Raw genomic sequence first — 21670 nt, forward strand, 5'->3', positions numbered from 1 at the left:
GGTTGTGGCTCGTCGGCCGGCCGGCCGGCGGCGGCTGGGCGCCGGTTCCCCGCGCCTCCGCGGGGGCCGTCCCGGCGGCGTCCCGGCAGGCGTCGCAGGTCAGGGGCGGGGGCGCCCCGGTGACGAGCGGGCCGGCCCGGCGCATCCGGTCGGGGCGGCCCCGGACGCGTCTCAGCACGTCCTACGCGTCAGGGGCGGGCCGCCCCGGCGGCACCCCGGCAAGTTCCCGCGCTGCGGGGGGGGCGGGCTGCCTGCGGGTGGTGATCAGCCGGTGCGGCGGATCAGGGCCAGGTACATCGCGTCCGTGCCGTGCAGATGGGGCCACAGCTGGATGTCGGGGCCCTCGCCCAGGGCGGGGACGCCGGGCAGCAGCGGCCTCGCGTCGATCAGTTCCGTCGCCGGGAACTGCTTGAGCACGTCGGCGACGACCGCACGGGTCTCGGCGAGGTGGGGCGAGCAGGTGGCGTAGCCGACGACACCGCCGACGCGGACCGACTCCAGGGCCGTACGGAGCAGGCCGCGCTGGAGCGGCGCGAAGCCGTCGAGGTCCTCCGGGCGGCGCCGCCAGCGGGCCTCGGGGCGGCGGCGCAGGGCGCCGAGGCCGGTGCACGGCACGTCGACCAGGACGCGGTCGAAGCTGCCCGGCCGCCAGGCGGGGCGCGTTCCGTCGGCCGCGATCACCTGGTACGGCCCGGGGTTCCCGGCGAGCGCCTTCGCGACCAGGCCGGCCCGGTGCGGCTGCTTCTCCGAGGCCAGCAGCACGGCACCGCGCTCGGCGGCGAGCGCGGCGAGCAGGGCGGCCTTGCCACCGGGCCCCGCGCAGCCGTCCAGCCACTTGGTGTCGGGGCCGTCGACGGGCGCGGCGGCCAGGGCCAGGGCGACGAGCTGGCTGCCCTCGTCCTGTACGCCCGCGCGCCCCTCCCGTACGGCGTCCACCGCGCCCGGCTCGCCGCCCTCGGTGAGCCGGACGGCGTACGGCGACCAGCGGCCCGGCACCGCGGCCTCCTCCCGCAGCAGTTCCTCGGTGGTGGCGCGCCCCGGCCGGGCCACGAGGGTCACCTCGGGCCGCTCGTTGTCGGCGTCCAGGAGGTCCTCGATGCCGGCGCGTCCGCCGCCGAGCGAGTCCCACAGGGCGGACACGACCCAGCGCGGGTGGGAGTGGACGACGGCGAGGTGGTCCTCGGGGTCCTCGTCGTAGGGCGGTGCGACCTTCTCCAGCCAGCCGTCGAGGTCGTGCTGGGCGACCTTGCGCAGCACCGCGTTGACGAACTTGGCCCGCCCGTCACCGAGCACGACCCGGGCCAGCTCGACGGTGGCGGAGACCGCGGCGTGGCTCGGGATGCGGGTGCCGAGGAGCTGGTGGGCGCCCAGGGCGAGCACGTCCAGGACGGGCGGGTCCACCTCCCTGAGCGGCCGGTCCACGCACGCGGCGATGATCGCGTCGTACGTGCCCTGCCGGCGCAGGGTGCCGTAGACCAGCTCGGTGGCGAGCGCCGCGTCCCGTCCGTCGAAGTCGCCCTTCTCCCGGGCCTTGCGCAGCAGGGGCGGCAGCACGAGGTTGGCGTACGCGTCCCGTTCGTCCACGGCGCGCAGCGCGTCGAAGGCGAGGATGCGGACGGGGTCCTTCTGGGGCCGGCGGTACGGCTTGGCGGGCTTGCGGGGCCGACGGGGGGTGTCGCTCACGAAAAGGTGCTCCGGATGTCTGGGGCGCCGCGCACGGACGCGTGGGGCGGGGCCGGGCGCGGGTGCGCGGGCCCGGGTGCGCTGTGCACCCAGCCTACGACCCGCCCCGGCGCCCGACCGGCCCTCCCCCGGCCCTGACCTGCCGGACGGCCGCCACGCCGCCGTCCCGGCCGCCGCACCTCTCCCCCGCCCGCCGGTCCCGGTCCGGCGGGCAGCACTGCCTTCTCGCGGGTCGCACGGTCCGCTGCCGGGCGACCGCGCCCGAGGCGCACGGCGTCGGTCAGCCGCCGAGGGTCTCGCCCTCGGCGATGCGCACGCCCCGCGCCCAGTCCGCCGCCCGCATCGGCTTCTTGCCCTGGGCCTGCACCCACAGCAGCTCGACCGCGTACGAACCGGTGCCGACGTGCACGTCGTTCTTGCCGACGGCGAGCGCGCCGGGCGCGAGGTCGGTGCGCCGGGGCACGGGGGCCACCTGGATCAGCTTGAGGCGTTCGCCGCGGAACGTGGTCCAGGCGCCCGGCGCCGGCGTGCACCCGCGGACCACGCGGTCCACGCGCAGGGCGGGGGCGGCCCAGTCGACCCGGGCGTCCTCGACCGTGATCTTGGGCGCGAGGGTCACGCCCTCCGACGGCTGCGGCACGGGCTTCAGGGTGCCGTCCTCGATGCCGTCCATGGTCGCCGCGAGCAGCCCCGCCCCGGCGAGCGCGAGCCGGGTGAGCAGGTCACCGCTGGTGTCGGTGGGGCGGATCGCCTCCGTGACGGTGCCGTAGACCGGACCGGAGTCGAGCCCCTCCTCGATGAGGAACGTGGAGGCGCCGGTGATCTCGTCACCGGCCATGAGGCTGTGCTGCACCGGCGCGGCACCGCGCCAGGCGGGCAGCAGCGAGAAGTGCAGGTTGACCCAGCCGTGCGCGGGGATGTCCAGGGCGGTCCTGGGCAGCAGGGCGCCGTAGGCTACGACGGGGCAGCAGTCCGGGGCGATCTCCTTGAGCCGCTCCTGGAAGTCGGGGTCGCGCGGCCTGGCGGGCTTGAGCACCTCGATCCCGGCCTCCTCGGCGCGTTCGGCGACCGGGCTCGCGATGAGCCTGCGCCCCCGGCCGGCCGGTGCGTCGGGGCGGGTGACGACGGCCGCGACCTCGTGCCGCCCGGAGGCGAGCAGGGCGTCCAGGGCGGGAACGGCGACCTCGGGGGTACCGGCGAAGACGAGCTTCATGGGCGGGTGCGGGCCTCTCGGTCAGGATGTTCGGGGTGGGTACGCGGCCCACAAGTCTATGACCCCGCAAGGACGTGGGAGGGAAGCGGCCGGGGGCGGGGGGACGCAGCGCACGGCCGCTCCACGGGGGGCGTACGCATATGCCCTTACGCCCCCACAGCGTGACCAGCGGGCGGAAAACGCGTTGGTCAAGTGAGAGTTGACCAAAAGGGGCCGCTCGTACGGCCCGTTCCTTTCAACGCCGGTTCGAGAGGCTTGTTCATGGCCGACCACGCAACCCACGACGCCCAGGCCCGGGCCAGCCTGCACTTGCTGGTGCGGGACATCGAGCGGGTCCGCCGGCAGGTGGACGCACTGCGCACGCTCACCGCCCAGTTGGGCAACGTCTACCGCCCGCGCCGCTCCGGCCCCTCCACGGGCTTCGTCGTCTACGGACGGGCCCCCGCCCCGACGGTCCGCCTCGCGCAGGAACTGCGGGACAGCGTCGAGACCCTGGTCACGGCCGCCGTCGACTTCGACCGCTCGCTCGGCTTCTCGTGGGACGCGGTGGGCTCGGCGCTCGGCGTCACCAAGCAGGCGGTGCACCGGCGTTACGGTGCGCGCCGCGCCGCCGCGCAGGCGGCTGCCGCCGAGGCCGAGCGTGCGCCGGAGACGCCGGGCAGCCGGCCGGTCGCACTGGGCCCCGGACTGGCCGCGGCGCCCCCGGTGCCCACGGTCCCGGCCGCCCGGTCCATGCCGACCCAGCCGACGGCCGGAAGCCCGTCGCTGCGCGAGGACGTCAGGCCTACGGCCTTCCCGGGCCCGCGCAACGGCTGACGCACCGCACCCGGCACGGCCCCTTCCCCGGCGGGAGCCGGCCGGCCCGGGAGCAGGTTCTCGCGGCAGAAGCGGGCCTCGCAGCGGGAAAGGGCCCTCGCAACGGCAGCGGGCCTCGCCACGGAGGCCGGTCCCGGCACCCGGGGCCCCGGTCCGTCACCCGATGTCCGGCGGATCGATCCGCACCCACACCGCCTCGCCGCTCCCCCGGGCCGTCCGGGCCGCCTGCGCGGTCTTCAGGGCCGCGGCGAGGGCGGAGCCGCTGCCGGGCGGCACGCGGACCAGCGCCCGTTCCCAGTGCTCGCCGGGCGGCGGCGCGCCGGGCCGCCGGGGGCGGCCGGCCGGGGTGTCCGGCACCGGCACGGGCCCGAGGATCTCGGCGTCGCGCGGCAGTTCGACCGCGTGCAGGAAGTCCGCGACGGCCGCCCCGGGGCCCGTCACGGCCGCCATCCGGGAGACCGGTGGGAAGCCCAGTTCGGCCCGCTCGGACAGCTCCCGCAGCGCATGCCCCACGGGATCCCAGCGCACCAGCGCCTGCACGGGGCGCAGGGTCGGCTCGGCCACGACGACCACCGTGCCGCCCGCCTCCTGCGGCCTCACGAGGGCCGCAGCGCCGATCCAGCGGCGCAGGGCGTCCTCGCCGGCCCGCAGGTCGGGCCGGCCCAGCATGGCCCAGCCGTCCAGCAGGAGGGCCGCCGCGTAACCGCCCTCGGCGACCGGTTCAGCCCCCGGTGTGCTCACCACCAGGGCGGGCGTGCCCGGCACCGTGTCGAGCACGTGTTCGCGGCCCGACGTGCGCACCGGTACGGCGGGGAAGGCCCGCCCCAGTTCCTCCGCGGTGCGCCGCGCCCCGACCACCTGGGCCCGCAGCCGGAACGCACCGCACTCCGGACAGTGCCAGCCGGACTCCTCCCGCCCGCACCAGCCGCAGCGCAGGATGCCCGCGTCCTGGCCCTCCAGCGGACCGGCGCAGTGCCGGCAGCGGGCCGGCGCCCGGCACTGCGCGCAGGCCATCCGGGGCGCGTACCCGCGCCGGGGGACCTGGACCAGGACGGGGCCGTGCCGCAGTCCCTCCCTGGCCGCCTGCCAGGCGAGCGAGGGCAGCCGGGCGGCCCGCGCCGCCTCGTCCCGCGCGAGGTCGCCGTCGCCCACCGTCCGCACGAGGGGCGCGGCCCGCCTCACCTGGTCCCGCGCGGCGACCAGGGGCCGCGCCCAGCCGGTCTCGACGAGCTGGGCCGCCTCCACGGTGCAGCTCCAGCCGCCGAGCAGGAAGGCGCACCGGTCCTGCGCGGCGCGCAGCAGCAGCACCTCGCGCGCGTGCGGCTGCGGTGCGTGCTGCTCGCTGTGGCTGTCGTCCCCGTCGTCCCACAGGGCGACCAGACCGAGGTCGCGGACCGGCGCGAACATGGCGGCCCTGGTGCCGACCACCGCCCGTACCGAGCCCCTGCTCACCGCGAGCCACTGCCGGTAGCGCTTCTCGGGCCCCGCGTCGGCGGTGAGCAGCGCGTGCCGTCCCTCCCCCAGGAGCGCGGTCAGCGCGGCGTCGAGCCGGGCGGCGATGCGGCCGTCGGGGACGACGACGAGCGCGCCGCGCCCGGAGGCGAGCGTCGCGGCCACGGCCCGCGCCGCCTCCTCGCTCCACTGCGGCCCGGGCAGGGCGTTCCACACGGCCCGGGGGGCGCCGCCGGCGGCCAGCGACTCGATGAAGGCGGCCCCGTGCCCGTAACGGGTCCAGGAGCCCGGCTCCGGGATCTTCGGCGGCGGCAGCGGGGCGGGCGAGGGCCGCTGTTCGGCGCGCGCGCTGCGCGGTGGGACGGCGAGCTGGAGCACGTCGGCCACGCTGCCCGCGTACCGGTCGGCGACGGCCCGGACCAGCGCGAGGAGTTCCTCGCTCAGGACGGGCTCCGGGGAGACGACCTGGGCGAGCGCGGCCAGCGGCCCGGAGTAGTCGGACTCGGCCCGCCGTTCGACGAGGAACCCGTCGATGAGGCCGCCGCCCTCGCGGCGGCCCTCGCGCACCCGGTGCCGCCCGGCACCGAAGCGCACCCGCACCCGGACCCCGGGCTGCGCGTCGGCGTCCAGCTCGGCGGGCACCGCGTAGTCGAAGGAGCGGTCGAGGTGGAGCACGCCCTTGTCGACGAGCACGCGTGCGACGGGCAGGTGCGGGGCGAGGGCCGCGCCGCGCCAGGTCCGGGGCTTGGCCCGGGGCTCCTTGGCCTTGCGCACGGTCTCCCGGATGAGCGCAAGCTGCTCGGGCGGCGCACCCTCGGCCCCGCCGTCCCCCGGCCCGTTCTCGCTGCTCACGCTTGCATTTTTACCAAACGGCACTGACAACGGGCCTGACCACCGCTGCGGCGCCGGGAGCCGCGCCCGCGCGACGACGCCGGCTCCCGGGACCACGAACGGGTCCCGGGAGCCGGCGCTGCGTGTCTGCGGGCTGTTACAGGCCCACGGCCTCGCGCAGGGCGTCCACGCGGTCGGTGCGCTCCCAGGTGAAGTCCGGCAGCTCACGGCCGAAGTGACCGTAGGCGGCGGTCTGCGCGTAGATCGGGCGGAGCAGGTCGAGGTCGCGGATGATCGCGGCCGGACGGAGGTCGAAGACCTCGTCGATCGCCTTCTCGATCTTCTCGGGCTCGACCTTGTGGGTGCCGAAGGTCTCCACGAACAGACCGACGGGCTCGGCCTTGCCGATGGCGTACGCGACCTGCACCTCGCAGCGGGAGGCGAGGCCCGCGGCCACCACGTTCTTCGCGACCCAGCGCATCGCGTACGCGGCCGAGCGGTCCACCTTGGACGGGTCCTTGCCGGAGAAGGCGCCGCCACCGTGGCGGGCCATGCCGCCGTAGGTGTCGATGATGATCTTGCGGCCGGTCAGGCCGGCGTCGCCCATCGGGCCGCCGATCTCGAAGCGGCCGGTGGGGTTGACCAGCAGGCGGTAGCCCTCGGTGTCCAGCTTGATGCCGTCCTCCAGGAGCGTCTTCAGCTCCGGCTCGACGACGAACTCGCGGATGTCGGGGGCGAGCAGCGACTCCAGGTCGATGTCGGAGGCGTGCTGCGAGGAGACGACGACCGTGTCCAGGCGGACGGCCTTGTCACCGTCGTACTCGATGGTGACCTGCGTCTTGCCGTCGGGGCGCAGGTAGGGGATCGTGCCGTTCTTGCGGACGTCCGAGAGGCGCTTGGACAGGCGGTGCGCGAGGAAGATCGGCAGCGGCATCAGGGTCGGCGTCTCGTCGCAGGCGTAGCCGAACATCAGGCCCTGGTCACCGGCGCCCTGGCGGTCCAGTTCGTCCTCGTCGCCCTCGACCCGGGCCTCGTAGGCCGCGTCGACGCCCTGCGCGATGTCCGGGGACTGCGCGCCGATCGACACCGACACGCCGCAGGAGGCGCCGTCGAAGCCCTTCTTGGAGGAGTCGTAGCCGATCTCGAGGATCTTGTTGCGGACGAGGGTCGCGATGTCCGCGTAGGTCTTGGTGGTGACCTCGCCGGCCACGTGCACCAGGCCGGTGGTGATCAGCGTCTCGACGGCGACCCGCGAGGAGGGGTCCTCCCGCAGGAGGGCGTCGAGGATGGTGTCGCTGATCTGGTCAGCGATCTTGTCGGGGTGACCCTCGGTCACGGACTCCGAAGTGAACAGGCGACGGGACACAACGCTCCCTGGGGTTGCAGCGGCTGCTGGCTGATCATTGGCGGACGGCGCGGGGGGCTGCGCCCGGCGTCGTCCGTGGACAGTTTATCGGTCGCGCTCGGCCACCGGCCCACCTGTCTCGCCACTCGGGAGCCCTGTGACCTGCGGCACGGGCATTCTGCCCAATGCCCGCGGCGATTGAACAGGGCCGCCGGGTGACGGTGTGCGGTGTTCGAGTGGCGCGCGAGGCGGCGGGGACGATCAGCCCAGCCGGGAGACGACCAGGTCCCACACCGTCTCGGCCAGGGCCTCCTTCGGTCCGTAGGGGACCGGCGTCTCGCCGCCGTCGGCCGCCAGCACCACCGCCTCGTTCTCCTCGGAGCCGAAGGTCCTGCGCTCCCCCACCTCGTTCACCACGAGGAGGTCGCAGCCCTTGCGCGCCAGCTTCCTGCGGCCGTTGGCGAGGACGTCGTCGGTCTCGGCGGCGAAGCCGACGATCACCTGCCCGGCCCGCGCCCGGTCGGCCGATATCTCCGCGAGGACGTCGGGATTGCGCACCAGGGCGATGGGCTCGGGCTCCTGGTCGTCCTTCTTCTTGATCTTCCCGGCCGCGTAGACCGCGGGACGGAAGTCGGCGACGGCGGCCGCCATCACGACCGCGTCGGCGTCCGCGGCCGCCTTCAGCACCGCCTCGCGCAGCTGTACGGCGGTCGAGACCCGCACGAGGTCGACGCCCGCCGGGTCCGGCAGCTCGGTGTGGGCGGCGACCAGGGTGACCCGGGCGCCCCGGGCCGCGGCGGTGCGCGCCAGCGCGTAGCCCTGCTTGCCGGACGAGCGGTTGCCGAGGAAGCGGACGGGGTCGAGCGGCTCGCGGGTGCCGCCCGCGCTGACGACGACGTGCCGGCCGGCCAGGTCGGGGGCGCCGGCGCCCCGGGTGAGGACGCGGCGGCAGACCTCGAAGATCTCCGCCGGGTCGGGCAGCCGCCCCTTGCCGGTGTCGACGCCGGTGAGGCGGCCGACGGCCGGCTCGATGACGACGGCGCCGCGCCGGCGCAGCGTCGCCACGTTCTCCTGGGTGGCGGGGTGCTCCCACATCTCCGTGTGCATGGCGGGGGCGAAGACGACCGGGCAGCGGGCGGTGAGCAGCGTGTTGGTCAGCAGGTCGTCGGCGAGGCCGTGGGCGGCCCTGGCGAGCGTGTCGGCGGTGGCCGGGGCGACGACGACCAGGTCGGCGTGCTGGCCGATGCGGACGTGCGGCACCTCGTGGACGTCGTCCCAGACCTCGGTGGCGACGGGGTTGCCGGACAGGGCGGACCAGGTGGCGGCGCCGACGAAGTGGAGCGCGGAGGCGGTGGGGACGACGCGCACCTCGTGTCCGGACTCGGTGAACCGGCGCAACAGTTCACAGGCCTTGTACGCGGCGATGCCGCCGCTGACCCCCAGCACGACCTTCGGCTTGTCCACCGTCTCTCCCTGGCTCGGCCCCGGTGCGCCCGGTGCGGCGCACGCCTCCTATGACACACCACAGGCCCGGCAGTCGCGCTGCCGGGCCTGTGGAAAAAGCTACTGCGGTCTGTAGATACGACTTATCGCACCGTACCTGCGCCGCATCTGCGCCGTATCGTCGGCGGTTACTGCGCCGGGCCTTCGATGGCCTCGGACGTCAGCAGACCGGCGTTGATCTCCCGCAGGGCGATGGAGAGCGGCTTCTCGTGGACGTGGGTGTCGACGAGCGGACCGACGTACTCGAGGAGGCCCTCGCCGAGCTGCGAGTAGTACGCGTTGATCTGGCGGGCCCGCTTGGCCGCGTAGATCACGAGGCTGTACTTCGAGTCGGTGGCCTCGAGGAGCTCGTCGATCGGCGGGTTGATGATGCCCTCGGGCGCGGAGATGGAAGAGGACACGCTCTACCTTCCGATGGATGGGAAAGAATCAGTCCGGATGATCGGTGACGATCACACGACGTCCATCAAGGCTAGCAGCTCGCGCGCCACGTCCTCGACGGAGGTGTTGACCAGGGTCTCGTCGAACTCGGGTTCGGCCGCCAGCTCGACCTTCGCGGCCCGGAGCCGGCGTTCGATCACCTCGGGCGGCTCGGTGCCCCGGCCGGTGAGCCTGCGCACCAGCTCCTCCCAGGAGGGCGGGGCCAGGAACACCAGGCGTCCCTCGGGCATGGACTCGCGGACCTGCCGGGCGCCCTGGAGGTCGATCTCCAGCAGGACCGGCACACCCGCCTCCAGGTGCTCCAGCACGGCGGCGCGCGGCGTGCCGTAGCGGTTGCCGGCGAACTCGGCCCACTCCAGCAGCTCACCGTTGGCGATCAGCTTGTCCATCTCCTCGTCGGTGACGAAGAAGTAGTGGACGCCGTGCTGCTCGCCGGGGCGGGGCTTGCGGGTCGTCGCCGACACCGAGAGCCAGACCTCGGGGTGCTCCTTGCGCATATGAGCGACGACCGTGCTCTTGCCGACCCCGGAGGGGCCGGAGAGCACGGTCAGCCGCGGACGTGCGTCCGGGGGTACGGGGGTCGTCCCCCGGGGTGTTACAGCCATGCAGCGATTATTCCAGCAATCCGGCGGTGCCCGGGACGCCCGTCCCGGGCACCGGGACTTCAGGAACCGGTGCTGCCGAACTCACGCTCCAGGGAAGCGATCTGGTTGGAGCCGAGGCCGCGCACACGACGGCTCTCGGAGATGCCGAGTCGCTCCATGATCTGCTTGGCGCGGACCTTGCCCACGCCCGGCAGGGACTCAAGAAGGGCGGACACCTTCATCTTGCCGATGACGTCGTTCTCCTGGCCCTGCTTGATGACCTCGTGCAGGGAGGCGCCGGAGTGCTTGAGTCGATTCTTGACCTCGGCCCGCTCCCGGCGAGCCGCGGCGGCCTTTTCGAGCGCGGCTGCGCGCTGTTCAGGGGTAAGGGGCGGAAGAGCCACGCCTACGTCACCTCGGATGTCGAACTGTCGGATACGGACCGGTGAGGAACCTAGTCGCCCCACACCTGGGGAGCCACGAGCAACACGCTCGCCCGATGACTCTCGACGGAGACTAGCGGTCAAGGGCGCCAGAGTCAGCGAGAACAGCGGAAAAGTCCTGGTCAGCCTCAGTGAGGCCGGGCATTTAGGACATATTGCCCCGGATTTGAGAATGTATCCAGACCCGGGGCCGGACTCGGGGCTCCGCCCGACCGTTCGTCCGGGGCTCAGCCGGCCCGCACCGCCGCCCGGATCTCCTGCGCGAAACGGTCCGCCGCGTCACGCAGCGCGACCACGTCGGGACCGTGACGCAGAACACCGCGGCTGACGTTCGGCACCACGTTGCGCACCGCCGGACCGAAGACCGCGGGCAGATCGGCCGGCGTCGCCCCCTGCGCCCCGATCCCGGGCGCCAGGAGCGGCCCGTTGATGTCCAGGTCGTACGACGACAGGTCACCGAGCGTGGCGCCGACCACCGCGCCGAAGGAGCCCATCGGGCCCTCTCCCGCGTTCTCCCGCGCCAGGTGGGCGAGCATGGTGGCGCCCACGTCGCGGCCGTCGGGCCGCACCGCGTGCTGCACCTCGCCGCCCTCCGGGTTGGAGGTCAGCGCCAGGACGAACAGGCCGGCGCCGCTCTCCCGCGCCAGGTCGACCGCGGGCTTCAGCGACCCGTAACCGAGGTAGGGCGAGACGGTCAGCGCGTCCGAGAACAGCGGCGCGTCCTTGTGCAGGAACGACTCGGCGTAGGCCGCCATGGTCGAGCCGATGTCGCCGCGCTTGGCGTCCATGAGGACCAGCGCCCCGGCCGCCCGCGCCTCCTGGACCGCCGCCTCCAGGACGGCGACGCCCCGCGAGCCGAACCGCTCGAAGAAGGCGCTCTGCGGCTTGAGGACGGCGACCCGGTCGGCGACCGCCTCCACGACGGTGCGGCTGAACCGCTCCAGCCCGGCCACGTCGTCGTTCAGGCCCCACTCGGCGAGCAGGGAGGCGTGCGGGTCGATGCCCACGCACAGCGGGCCGCGCTCGTCCATCGCACGGCGCAGGCGTGCGCCGAAGGGCTCCAGAGGGCTCATGCGGACTTCCTCACGTCGGCGCCGACCGCGTCGGCGAGGGTGGCGTACGGGCTGGTGCGCAGGCGCGCGGCGAGGCCCTTGTGGATGGCGCGGCCCCAGAAGGGCCCCTCGTAGACGAAGGCGCTGTAGCCCTGGACCAGCGTGGCGCCGGCCAGGATGCGCTGCCAGGCGTCCTCGGCGTTCTCGATGCCGCCGACGCCGACCAGGGTGATGCGGTCGCCCACGCGCGCGTAGAGGCGGCGCAGGACCTCCAGGGAGCGTTCCTTCAGGGGCGCGCCGGACAGACCGCCGGTCTCCTTCACCAGGGCGGGCCGCGCGCGCAGACCGAGTCCCTCGCGCGCGATGGTGGTGTTCGTGGCGATGATGCCGTCCAGGCCGAGTTCCACGGCGAGGTCGGCGACGGCGTCCACGTCCTCGTCGGCGAGGTCCGGCGCGATCTTGACCAGCAGCGGGACGCGGCGGGCGGGCACCGCCCGGTCGGCGGCCTCGCGCACCGCGCTGAGCAGCGGCCGCAGCGCTTCGGTCGCCTGGAGGTTGCGCAGGCCGGGGGTGTTGGGCGAGGACACGTTGACGACCAGGTAGTCGGCGTGGGGGGCGAGGCGCTCGGCGGACTTCACGTAGTCGGCGGCCGCCTCCTGCTCGGGGACGACCTTGGTCTTGCCGATGTTGACGCCGACCACGGTCCTGAACACCGGCGTGCGGGAGGCCAGGCGGGCCGCCACGGCCAGCGAGCCGTCGTTGTTGAACCCCATGCGGTTGATGAGCGCGCGGTCCTCGACGAGGCGGAAGAGGCGCTTCCTGGGGTTGCCGGGCTGCGGCTCCCCGGTGACCGTGCCGATCTCGACGTGGTCGAACCCGAGCATGGACATGCCATCAATGGCGACGGCGTTCTTGTCGAAGCCCGCGGCCAGCCCGAAGGGGCCGTGCATGCGCAGCCCCAGTGCCTCGGTGCGCAGTTCCTTGTAGCGGGGTGCCAGGACGGCGGCGACGAAGGTGCGCAGCACCGGGACGCGGACGGCCAGGCGGATCCAGCGGAAGGCGAGGTGGTGGGCCTGTTCCGGGTCCATGCGCCGGAAGACCAGGCGGAAGAAGAGCTTGTACATCGCGGAGAAGTCCTTCGGGGGTGCTCGAGGCGGCGACCAGGGGTCCTCGTGGAGGGACCCGGGTGCTCGTGCGGAAACCGGGTCCTCGTGAAACGTCATGAAGAGGCCGGGTCGTCGTGGAGAGACCGGCTCCTCATGAAGGGACGGGCCCTCATGAGGAGGGGGACACCGTTTCCGGTGTCCCCCTCGGTGCGGCCGCTAGTCGCGGGCCGCGGTCAGGAACTCGGCGTGTTCCTGGAGCGACCGCACGCCCACGTCGCCGCGGTTGAGGGCGTCGATGCCCTGGACGGCGGCGGCGAGCGCCTGGACGGTCGTCAGGCAGGGCACGGACCGCGCCACGGCCGCCGTACGGATCTCGTAGCCGTCCAGGCGGCCACCGGTGCCGTACGGGGTGTTGACGATGAGGTCGACCTCGCCGTCGTGGATGAGCTGGACGATGGTCTTCTCGCCGTTCGGGCCGGTGCCCTCGGACTGCTTGCGCACCAGCGTGGCGTTGATGCCGTTGCGCTTGAGGACCTCGGCGGTGCCGGAGGTGGCGAGCAGTTCGAAACCGTGGGCGACCAGCTCACGGGCCGGGAAGATCATCGAGCGCTTGTCCCGGTTGGCGACCGAGATGAAGGCGCGGCCCTTGGTGGGCAGCGGCCCGTAGGCGCCCGCCTGCGACTTGGCGTAGGCCGTGCCGAAGACGGAGTCGATGCCCATGACCTCACCGGTGGAGCGCATCTCCGGGCCCAGGACGGTGTCGACGCCGCGGCCGTGGATGTCGCGGAAGCGCGACCACGGCATGACGGCCTCCTTGACGGAGATCGGCGCGTCGAGCGGAATGGTGCCGCCGTCGCCGTTCCTGGGCAGCAGGCCCTCCTCGCGCAGCTGGGCGACGGTGGCGCCCAGCGAGATCCGGGCGGCGGCCTTCGCCAGCGGCACCGCGGTCGCCTTCGAGGTGAAGGGCACGGTGCGGGAGGCGCGCGGGTTGGCCTCCAGGACGTAGAGGATGTCACCGGCCAGCGCGAACTGGATGTTGATCAGGCCGCGCACCCCGACACCCTTGGCGATGGCCTCGGTGGAGGCGCGCAGCCGCTTGATGTCGAAGCCGCCCAGCGTGATCGGCGGCAGCGCGCACGCCGAGTCGCCGGAGTGGATGCCGGCCTCCTCGATGTGCTCCATGACGCCGCCCAGGTACAGCTCCTCGCCGTCGTAGAGGGCGTCGACGTCGATCTCTATGGCGTCGTCGAGGAAGCGGTCGACGAGGACCGGACGCGAGGGGCTGATCTCGGTCGACTCGGCGATGTACGCCTCCAGGCGGGCCTCGTCGTAGACGATCTCCATGCCGCGGCCGCCCAGGACGTAGGACGGGCGCACCAGGACCGGGTAGCCGATCTCGTCGGCGATGGTCTTGGCCTGGGCGAACGTGGTGGCGGTGCCGTGCTTGGGGGCGGGCAGGCCGGCCTCCGCGAGGACCTGGCCGAAGGCGCCCCGGTCCTCGGCGGCGTGGATGGCCTCGGGCGAGGTGCCGACGACCGGCACGCCGTTGTCCTTGAGCGCCTGCGACAGACCGAGGGGGGTCTGGCCGCCGAGCTGGACGACCACACCGGCGACCGGTCCGGCCTGCTGTTCGGCGTGGACGATCTCCAGGACGTCCTCCAGGGTGAGCGGCTCGAAGTACAGCCGGTCGGAGGTGTCGTAGTCGGTGGAGACGGTCTCCGGGTTGCAGTTGACCATCACGGTCTCGTACCCGGCGTCGCTCAGCGCGAAGGAGGCGTGGACGCAGGAGTAGTCGAACTCGATGCCCTGGCCGATGCGGTTGGGGCCGGAGCCCAGGATGATCACGGCGGGCTTCTCGCGCGGCGCGACCTCGCTCTCCTCGTCGTAGGACGAGTAGAAGTACGGGGTCCTGGCGGCGAACTCGGCCGCGCAGGTGTCGACCGTCTTGTAGACCGGGCGGATGCCGAGCGCGTGGCGCACCTCGCGGACGACGTCCTCGCGCAGCCCGCGGATCTCGGCGATCTGCTGGTCGGAGAAGCCGTGCCGCTTGGCTTCGGCGAGCAGCTCGGCGGTCAGCTCGGGGGCCTCGGCCAGCTCGTCGGCGATCTCCTTGATCAGGAAGAGCTGGTCGACGAACCAGGGGTCGATCTTCGTGTACTCGAAGATCTCCTCCGGCGTGGCGCCGGCCCGGACGGCCTGCATGACCGTGTTGATGCGGCCGTCGGTGGGCCGGACGGACCGCTCCAGGAGCGCCTGCTTGTCACCCGGCTCGCCGACGAAGGTGAACTGGCTGCCCTTCTTCTCCAGGGAGCGCAGCGCCTTCTGGAACGCCTCGGTGAAGTTGCGGCCGATGGCCATGGCCTCGCCGACCGACTTCATGGTGGTGGTGAGGGTGGAGTCCGCGCTCGGGAACTTCTCGAAGGCGAACCGCGGAGCCTTGACGACCACGTAGTCGAGGGTCGGCTCGAAGGAGGCCGGGGTCTCCTGCGTGATGTCGTTGGGAATCTCGTCGAGGGTGTAACCGACAGCGAGCTTGGCGGCGATCTTCGCGATCGGGAAGCCGGTGGCCTTGGACGCGAGCGCGGAGGAGCGGGAGACGCGCGGGTTCATCTCGATGACGATCACGCGGCCGTCGACCGGGTTGATCGCGAACTGGATGTTGCAGCCGCCGGTGTCGACGCCGACCTCGCGGATGATCGCGATGCCCATGTCGCGCAGGACCTGGTACTCGCGGTCGGTGAGCGTCATCGCCGGGGCGACGGTGATCGAGTCACCGGTGTGCACGCCCATCGGGTCGAAGTTCTCGATGGAGCAGACGACCACGACGTTGTCGTTCTTGTCGCGCATCAGCTCCAGCTCGTACTCCTTCCAGCCGAGGATGGACTCCTCCAGAAGGACCTCGGTGGTCGGGGAGAGCGTGAGGCCGGTGCCCGCGATGCGGCGCAGTTCCTCCTCGTCGTGGGCGAAGCCGGAGCCGGCGCCGCCCATGGTGAAGGAGGGGCGGACGACGACCGGGTAGCCGCCCAGCTCCTCGACGCCGGCGAGGACGTCGTCCATGGTGTGGCAGATGACCGAGCGGGCGGACTCGCCGTGTCCGATCTTGCGGCGGACCTCCTCCACGACCTCCTTGAACTGGTCGCGGTCCTCGCCCTTGTGGATGGCCTCGACGTTGGCGCCGATCAGCTCGACACCGTACTTGTCCAGGACGCCGTTCTCGTGCAGCGAGATGGCGGTGTTCAGGGCCGTCTGACCGCCCAGGGTGGGCAGCAGGGCGTCGGGGCGCTCCTTGGCGATGATCTTCTCGACGAACTCGGGGGTGATCGGCTCGACGTAGGTGGCGTCGGCGATCTCCGGGTCGGTCATGATCGTCGCCGGGTTGGAGTTCACCAGGACGACCCGCAGGCCTTCGGCCTTCAGGACCCGGCACGCCTGGGTGCCGGAGTAGTCGAACTCGGCGGCCTGGCCGATGACGATCGGGCCGGAGCCGATGACCAGGACGGACTGGATATCGGTGCGCTTAGGCACGCTGGCCCTCCATCAGGGAAACGAAGCGGTCGAACAGGTAGGCGGCGTCGTGGGGACCGGCCGCCGCTTCGGGGTGGTACTGGACGCTGAAGGCCGGCTTGTCGAGGAGCTGGAGGCCCTCCACCACGTTGTCGTTCAGGCAGACGTGGGAGACCTCGGCGCGGCCGAAGGGGGTGTCGGAGACCTGGTCGGCCGGGGCGTCCACGGCGAAGCCGTGGTTGTGCGCGGTGACCTCGACCTTGCCGGTCGTACGGTCCTGCACCGGCTGGTTGATGCCGCGGTGGCCGTACTTCAGCTTGTAGGTGCCGAAGCCGAGGGCGCGGCCGAGGATCTGGTTGCCGAAGCAGATGCCGAACAGCGGCGTGCCGCGCTCCAGGACGCCCCGCATCACGGAGACGGGGTGGTCGGCGGTGGCGGGGTCGCCGGGGCCATTGGAGAAGAACACGCCGTCGGGCCGGACCGCGTAGACGTCCTCCAGGGTGGCGGTGGCGGGCAGGACGTGCACCTCGATGCCGCGCTCGGCCATGCGGTGCGGGGTCATGCCCTTGATGCCGAGGTCGACGGCGGCGACGGTGAACTTCTTCTCACCGATCGCGGGGACGACGTACGCCTCCTTGGTGGCGACCTCCGCGGACAGGTCCGCGCCGACCATCTCGGGGGCCTCCTGGACGCGGGCCAGCAGCGCGGCGTCGTCCTGGACGGCGTCGCCGCTGAAGATGCCGACGCGCATGGCGCCGCGCTCGCGCAGGTGGCGGGTGAGCGCGCGGGTGTCGATGCCGCTGATGCCGACGACGCCCTGCGCGGCCAGCTCCTCGTCCAGGGAGCGGCGGGAGCGCCAGTTGGAGGGCACGCGCGCGGGGTCGCGGACGACGTAGCCGGCCACCCAGATGCGCCGGGACTCGGGGTCCTCGTCGTTCACGCCGGTGTTGCCGACGTGCGGGGCGGTCATCACGACGACCTGGCGGTGGTACGACGGGTCGGTGAGGGTCTCCTGGTAGCCGGTCATGCCGGTGGAGAACACGGCCTCGCCGAACGTCTCCCCCACGGCGCCGTAGGCGCGGCCCCGGAAGACCCGGCCGTCCTCCAGGACGAGTACGGCGGGAAGCGCCCTCTGCCTGCGCGAGGCGTTCCCCTGGATGGAGGTGGTCATCGTTCGACGCCTTCCGTGGTGTTCGTTTCGAGCTTCGTTTCGGTCATGGAGTTGAGGGCGGCGACCCACTCGGTGTGCTCGGCCGCCCTCTCGGAGCGGAACCCCGAGTCGAGCAGCTTGCCTCCGTGCTCCCAGGTCACCACCAGCAGGCCGCCCTCGGTGAGGACCTTGCCGGCGATGCCCTTGTCGAGCCGGGCGCCGCGCAGCTGTGCCGCCGGGACGAAGAAGTCCTGCGCGCCGGGGCGTACGACGTCCAGTCCCGCGTCCGTCAGGGTCAGCTCGGCCCGGCTGCGGGTGCCCAGGCCCTGCGCCACGATGCGGTCCAGCCACTGACCGGCCGTGGTGGAGCCGTGGTAGCGGCCGGTCATCGTCAGTCTCGCCGCACCGGGCTCCCGCGGCGCGGCGGGCAGCTCGGGCAGGTCGCTCTGGAGGGTGCCGCGCCACTTCCAGCCCTCGCGCATCAGCCAGTAGACGAGGGCGACGAAGAGGGCGAGGCCGACCAGCCAGCCGATGCGGCCGCCCCAGTCGGTGACCGTCGCCGACTTCTCTTCGGCGGCGAGGCGGGTGGTGAGCCCGGCTGCGAGCAGTGTTGCAGGTGTCACGTGAGCTTCCCGTCGACGAGCGTGGCCTTGCCCCGGAGCCACGTGTGGGTGACACGGCCCGGCAGCTCACGTCCCTCGTAGGGGGTGTTGCGGCTGCGCGAGGCGAAGCCCGCGGGGTCCACCTGCCCACGGTATTCCGTGTCGACGAGGGTGAGGTTGGCGGGCTCGCCTGCCGAGACGGGACGGCCGTGGCCGGCGGCCCGCCCGATGCGGGCCGGTGCGAAGGACATGCGGTCGGCGACGGCCGCCCAGTCCAGCAGGCCGGTGTCGACCATGGTCTCCTGGACCACCGACAGGGCCGTCTCCAGGCCGACCATGCCCATGGCGGCGGCGGCCCACTCGCAGTCCTTGTCCTCGTGCGGGTGCGGGGCGTGGTCGGTGGCGACGATGTCGATCGTGCCGTCGGCGAGCGCCTCGCGCAGGGCCAGCACGTCGCGCTCGGTGCGCAGCGGCGGGTTGACCTTGTAGACGGGGTTGTAGGTGCGCACCAGCTCGTCGGTGAGCAGCAGGTGGTGCGGGGTGACCTCGGCGGTCACGTCGATGCCGCGGGACTTGGCCCAGCGGACGATCTCGACGCTGCCGGCGGTCGACAGGTGGCAGATGTGGACGCGGGAGCCGACGTGCTCGGCGAGGAGCACGTCCCGGGCGATGACCGACTCCTCGGCGACGGCCGGCCAGCCGCCCAGGCCCAGCTCGGCGGAGACGACGCCCTCGTTCATCTGGGCGCCCTCGGTGAGGCGGGGCTCCTGCGCGTGCTGGGCGACGACACCGCCGAACGCCTTCACGTACTCCAGGGCCCGGCGCATGATCACCGCGTCGTCGACGCACTTGCCGTCGTCGGAGAAGACGGTGACGCCGGCGGCCGACTCGTGCATGGCGCCCAGCTCGGCGAGCTTCCTGCCCTCCAGGCCGACGGTGACGGCGCCGACGGGCTGCACGTCGCAGTAGCCGTGCTCACGGCCGAGCCGCCAGACCTGCTCGACCACGCCCGCGGTGTCCGCGACCGGGAAGGTGTTGGCCATGGCGAACACGGCGGTGTAGCCGCCGCTCGCGGCGGCGCGGCTGCCGGTCAGGACGGTCTCGGAGTCCTCGCGGCCCGGCTCGCGCAGGTGGGTGTGCAGGTCGACCAGGCCCGGCAGGAGGACCTTGCCGGCGGCCTCGACGACCTCCGCTCCCTCGGCGGACAGGCCGGACCCGACCTCCGCGACGGTCCCGCCGTCGATCAGCACGTCCTGCGGCTCGCCGCCGAGCACCTTCGCACCACGGATAAGGATCTTGCTCATCTTGTCTTACTTCTCCTCGGTGGTGCGGGTGTGGGTGACGGCGGGCTCGTTGCCTCCGAGCAGCAGGTAGAGCACGGCCATGCGGATGGAGACGCCGTTGGCGACCTGTTCCACGGCGGTGCAGCGCCCGGAGTCGGCGACCTGGGCGGTGATCTCCATGCCGCGGACCATCGGGCCGGGGTGCATCACGATCGCGTGCTCGGGCATCCGCGCCATGCGGTCGCCGTCGAGGCCGTAGCGCCGGGAGTACTCGCGCTCGGTGGGGAAGAAGGCGGCGTTCATGCGTTCGCGCTGCACGCGCAGCATCATCACCGCGTCCGACTTGGGCAGCGTGGCGTCGAGGTCGTAGGAGACCTCGCAGGGCCAGGACTCGACGCCGACCGGCAGCAGGGTGGGCGGGGCGACGAGGGTGACGTCGGCGCCGAGGGTGTGCAGCAGGTCGACGTTGGAGCGGGCGACGCGGCTGTGCAGGACGTCGCCGACGATCGTGATGCGCCGGCCCGCCAGGTCCTGGCCGAGGCCGGCGTCGCGGCCGGTGAGGCGGCGGCGCATGGTGAACGCGTCGAGCAGGGCCTGGGTGGGGTGCTGGTGCGTGCCGTCCCCGGCGTTGATGACGGCGGCGTCGATCCAGCCCGAGTTGGCCAGGCGGTAGGGAGCGCCGGAGGCGCCGTGCCGGATGACCACGGCGTCGACGCCCATGGCCTCCAGCGTCTGGGCGGTGTCCTTCAGCGACTCGCCCTTGGAGACGCTCGACCCCTTGGCGGTGAAGTTGATGACGTCCGCGGACAGGCGCTTCTCGGCGGCCTCGAAGGAGATCCGGGTGCGGGTGGAGTCCTCGAAGAAGAGGTTGACCACCGTGCGGCCGCGCAGGGTCGGCAGTTTCTTGATCGGCCGGTCGGCGACCCGGGCCATCTCCTCGGCGGTGTCGAGGATCAGGACGGCGTCGTCGCGGGTGAGGTCGGCGGCCGAGATGAGATGACGCTGCATCTGTCAGGCTCCGTAAGGCAGTTCATTCAGGAGAATTCGGGCACAGGAGCGCGTGCGGGCACGCGCGCGGGACGTACGGCGGGTGCGTACGCGCGCGGCGCTACGGCTGCTGCTCGCCCTGGGCGGCCGGCTTGGCGCCGAGCAGCACGGTGTCGCGACCGTCCTCCTCGGCGAGCTGGACCTTGACCGTCTCCCGCAGCGACGTGGGGAGGTTCTTGCCGACGTAGTCGGCGCGGATGGGCAGTTCGCGGTGGCCCCGGTCGACGAGGACGGCGAGCTGCACCGCGCGCGGGCGGCCGATGTCGTTCAGCGCGTCGAGGGCGGCGCGGATGGTGCGGCCCGAGAAGAGCACGTCGTCGACGAGGACGACGAGACGGCCGTCGATGCCGTCACCGGGGATCTCGGTGCGGGCCAGCGCACGCGGCGGGTGCATGCGCAGGTCGTCGCGGTACATGGTGATGTCGAGCGAGCCGACCGGGACCTTGCGCTCGGTGATCTGTTCGAGCTTGGCGGCGAGCCGCTGGGCGAGGAAGACGCCGCGGGTCGGAATGCCGAGGAGCACCACGTCGTCGGCGCCCTTGGCGCGTTCGACGATCTCGTGGGCGATGCGGGTCAGTACGCGGGCGATGTCGGGACCCTCGAGAACGGGCCGCGCATCGGACGCCTGCGCACCGGCGTGCGTGTCCTGCTTGTCCATACGAAACGGACCTCCTTCTCCGCCTCACGGGACGGACCTTAAAGGACGTCGGAATTGCGCCATCCACGGTAGCAGGTGCCGCGGACCGCCCGGCACACCCCTCGGCCCCCGCGCGTCACCCGTTCGGCGCAACCGGGTGCCGTTAGCACGGAAGAGGCGGTGTGGACCATTCGGCTTGACGCGGCAGAGTAACGCTGCGTAACCTCACAGTGAGTTACCAGCCGCCCGGCGTGGCAGCCGAGCCAGGCCGCGTCGACACAGTGTCCGGGGAGCCATATGTCCAGCGAATACGCCAAACAGCTCGGGGCCAAGCTCCGGGCGATCCGCACCCAGCAGGGCCTTTCCCTCCACGGTGTCGAGGAGAAGAGCCAGGGCCGCTGGAAGGCGGTCGTGGTCGGTTCGTACGAGCGCGGCGACCGTGCCGTGACCGTGCAGCGCCTCGCCGAGCTGGCGGACTTCTACGGGGTCCCGGTGCAGGAGCTGCTGCCCGGCACCACCCCCGGCGGTGCCGCCGAGCCCCCGCCGAAGCTGGTCCTGGACCTGGAGCGGCTGGCCACCGTGCCCGCCGAGAAGGCCGGCCCGCTGCAGCGGTACGCGGCCACCATCCAGTCCCAGCGCGGTGACTACAACGGCAAGGTGCTCTCGATCCGCCAGGACGACCTGCGCACCCTCGCCGTGATCTACGACCAGTCGCCCTCGGTCCTCACCGAGCAGCTGATCAGCTGGGGCGTCCTGGACGCGGACGCGCGCCGCGCGGTGGCGTCCCACGAGGAGGCCTGAGCCCAGCTCCGGCAGCGACGCCGGACCCAGCAGAAACGTGCCGCCGGGGTGGCCGGAACCAGACGGTTCCGGCCACCCCGGCGGCTTTCTGACGGCCTCCTGCGGGCCCGTGCGGCCGCAGGTGGCCCCGATGCCCACAGATACGTCGCTGGGCCCGCAGCATCGATGCTGCGGGCC

At 72.9% G+C, this 21670-nt stretch carries 18 protein-coding genes; 2 read left to right on the plus strand and 16 right to left on the minus strand.

The genetic code is table 11. The features are described from left to right. Positions 1-264 precede the first annotated feature (264 nt). Together ABZ719_RS29945 and fmt are read right to left on the minus strand one after the other, a co-directional pair. Complete coding sequence (locus tag ABZ719_RS29945; protein ID WP_366728283.1) at positions 265-1683, minus strand: transcription antitermination factor NusB; 1419 nt, start codon at positions 1681-1683, stop codon at positions 265-267. 280 nt (positions 1684-1963) lie between these two features. Continuing rightward, positions 1964-2896 (minus strand): methionyl-tRNA formyltransferase, encoded by a 933-nt coding sequence (gene fmt, locus ABZ719_RS29950; protein ID WP_366728284.1) that lies wholly within the window; start codon positions 2894-2896, stop codon positions 1964-1966. Between the two features lie 261 nt (positions 2897-3157). Between fmt and ABZ719_RS29955 the strand changes: the two genes are divergently transcribed. Next, positions 3158-3712, plus strand: coding sequence for a hypothetical protein (locus ABZ719_RS29955; RefSeq protein ID WP_366728285.1), 555 nt, complete (start codon positions 3158-3160; stop codon positions 3710-3712). 156 nt (positions 3713-3868) lie between these two features. Here ABZ719_RS29955 and ABZ719_RS29960 read toward each other — a convergent pair whose 3' ends face one another. The 14 genes from ABZ719_RS29960 to pyrR form a co-directional block, all read right to left on the minus strand. Further along, positions 3869-6016, minus strand: a complete 2148-nt coding sequence (locus tag ABZ719_RS29960; RefSeq protein WP_366728286.1) for a primosomal protein N' — start codon at positions 6014-6016, stop codon at positions 3869-3871. A gap of 136 nt (positions 6017-6152) precedes the next feature. Next, positions 6153-7361, minus strand: a complete 1209-nt coding sequence (gene metK / locus ABZ719_RS29965) for a methionine adenosyltransferase (RefSeq protein WP_366728287.1) — start codon at positions 7359-7361, stop codon at positions 6153-6155. Positions 7362-7601: 240 nt separating this feature from the next. After that, a complete protein-coding gene (coaBC, locus tag ABZ719_RS29970) occupies positions 7602-8804 on the minus strand; it encodes a bifunctional phosphopantothenoylcysteine decarboxylase/phosphopantothenate--cysteine ligase CoaBC (RefSeq protein ID WP_366728288.1) in 1203 nt (400 codons plus the stop codon). A 167-nt stretch (positions 8805-8971) separates the two neighbouring features. Then, positions 8972-9244 (minus strand): DNA-directed RNA polymerase subunit omega, encoded by a 273-nt coding sequence (rpoZ, locus tag ABZ719_RS29975; protein ID WP_003977348.1) that lies wholly within the window; start codon positions 9242-9244, stop codon positions 8972-8974. Between the two features lie 51 nt (positions 9245-9295). Beyond that, a complete protein-coding gene (gmk, locus tag ABZ719_RS29980; protein WP_366728289.1) occupies positions 9296-9889 on the minus strand; it encodes a guanylate kinase in 594 nt (197 codons plus the stop codon). Positions 9890-9948: 59 nt separating this feature from the next. Then, complete coding sequence (locus ABZ719_RS29985) at positions 9949-10272, minus strand: integration host factor (protein WP_003977346.1); 324 nt, start codon at positions 10270-10272, stop codon at positions 9949-9951. 266 nt (positions 10273-10538) lie between these two features. After that, entirely contained in the window at positions 10539-11384 is an 846-nt protein-coding gene (pyrF, locus tag ABZ719_RS29990) for an orotidine-5'-phosphate decarboxylase (protein WP_366728290.1), read from the minus strand. Further along, a complete protein-coding gene (locus tag ABZ719_RS29995; RefSeq protein WP_366728291.1) occupies positions 11381-12487 on the minus strand; it encodes a quinone-dependent dihydroorotate dehydrogenase in 1107 nt (368 codons plus the stop codon). Before ABZ719_RS29995 ends, pyrF begins: the two co-directional genes overlap by 4 nt. A 198-nt stretch (positions 12488-12685) precedes the next feature. Continuing rightward, positions 12686-15994 carry a carbamoyl-phosphate synthase large subunit gene (carB, locus tag ABZ719_RS30000; protein ID WP_366728292.1) on the minus strand — a complete coding sequence of 1103 codons (3309 nt, stop codon included), beginning with the start codon at positions 15992-15994 and terminating at the stop codon, positions 12686-12688. Beyond that, a complete protein-coding gene (gene carA, locus ABZ719_RS30005) occupies positions 15987-17144 on the minus strand; it encodes a glutamine-hydrolyzing carbamoyl-phosphate synthase small subunit (protein WP_366728293.1) in 1158 nt (385 codons plus the stop codon). Before carA ends, carB begins: the two co-directional genes overlap by 8 nt. Next, on the minus strand, positions 17141-17746 hold the full coding sequence (locus tag ABZ719_RS30010) for a hypothetical protein (RefSeq protein WP_366728294.1): 606 nt from the start codon (positions 17744-17746) through the stop codon (positions 17141-17143). Before ABZ719_RS30010 ends, carA begins: the two co-directional genes overlap by 4 nt. Then, a complete protein-coding gene (locus tag ABZ719_RS30015) occupies positions 17743-19029 on the minus strand; it encodes a dihydroorotase (RefSeq protein ID WP_366728295.1) in 1287 nt (428 codons plus the stop codon). The genes ABZ719_RS30010 and ABZ719_RS30015 overlap by 4 nt, the downstream gene beginning before the upstream one ends. 6 nt (positions 19030-19035) lie before the next feature. Then, complete coding sequence (locus tag ABZ719_RS30020) at positions 19036-20016, minus strand: aspartate carbamoyltransferase catalytic subunit (protein WP_366728296.1); 981 nt, start codon at positions 20014-20016, stop codon at positions 19036-19038. A gap of 100 nt (positions 20017-20116) precedes the next feature. Further along, the gene (gene pyrR / locus ABZ719_RS30025) at positions 20117-20713 is read right to left on the minus strand and encodes a bifunctional pyr operon transcriptional regulator/uracil phosphoribosyltransferase PyrR (protein ID WP_366728297.1); all 597 of its coding nucleotides are present in this window, start codon (positions 20711-20713) and stop codon (positions 20117-20119) included. Between the two features lie 276 nt (positions 20714-20989). Between pyrR and bldD the strand changes: the two genes are divergently transcribed. Further along, complete coding sequence (gene bldD / locus ABZ719_RS30030) at positions 20990-21493, plus strand: transcriptional regulator BldD (RefSeq protein ID WP_018570201.1); 504 nt, start codon at positions 20990-20992, stop codon at positions 21491-21493. Positions 21494-21670: the final 177 nt, after the last annotated feature.

Origin of the sequence: Streptomyces sp. NPDC006743 (assembly GCF_040703815.1) — a bacterium.
Lineage (GTDB): Bacteria > Actinomycetota > Actinomycetes > Streptomycetales > Streptomycetaceae > Streptomyces.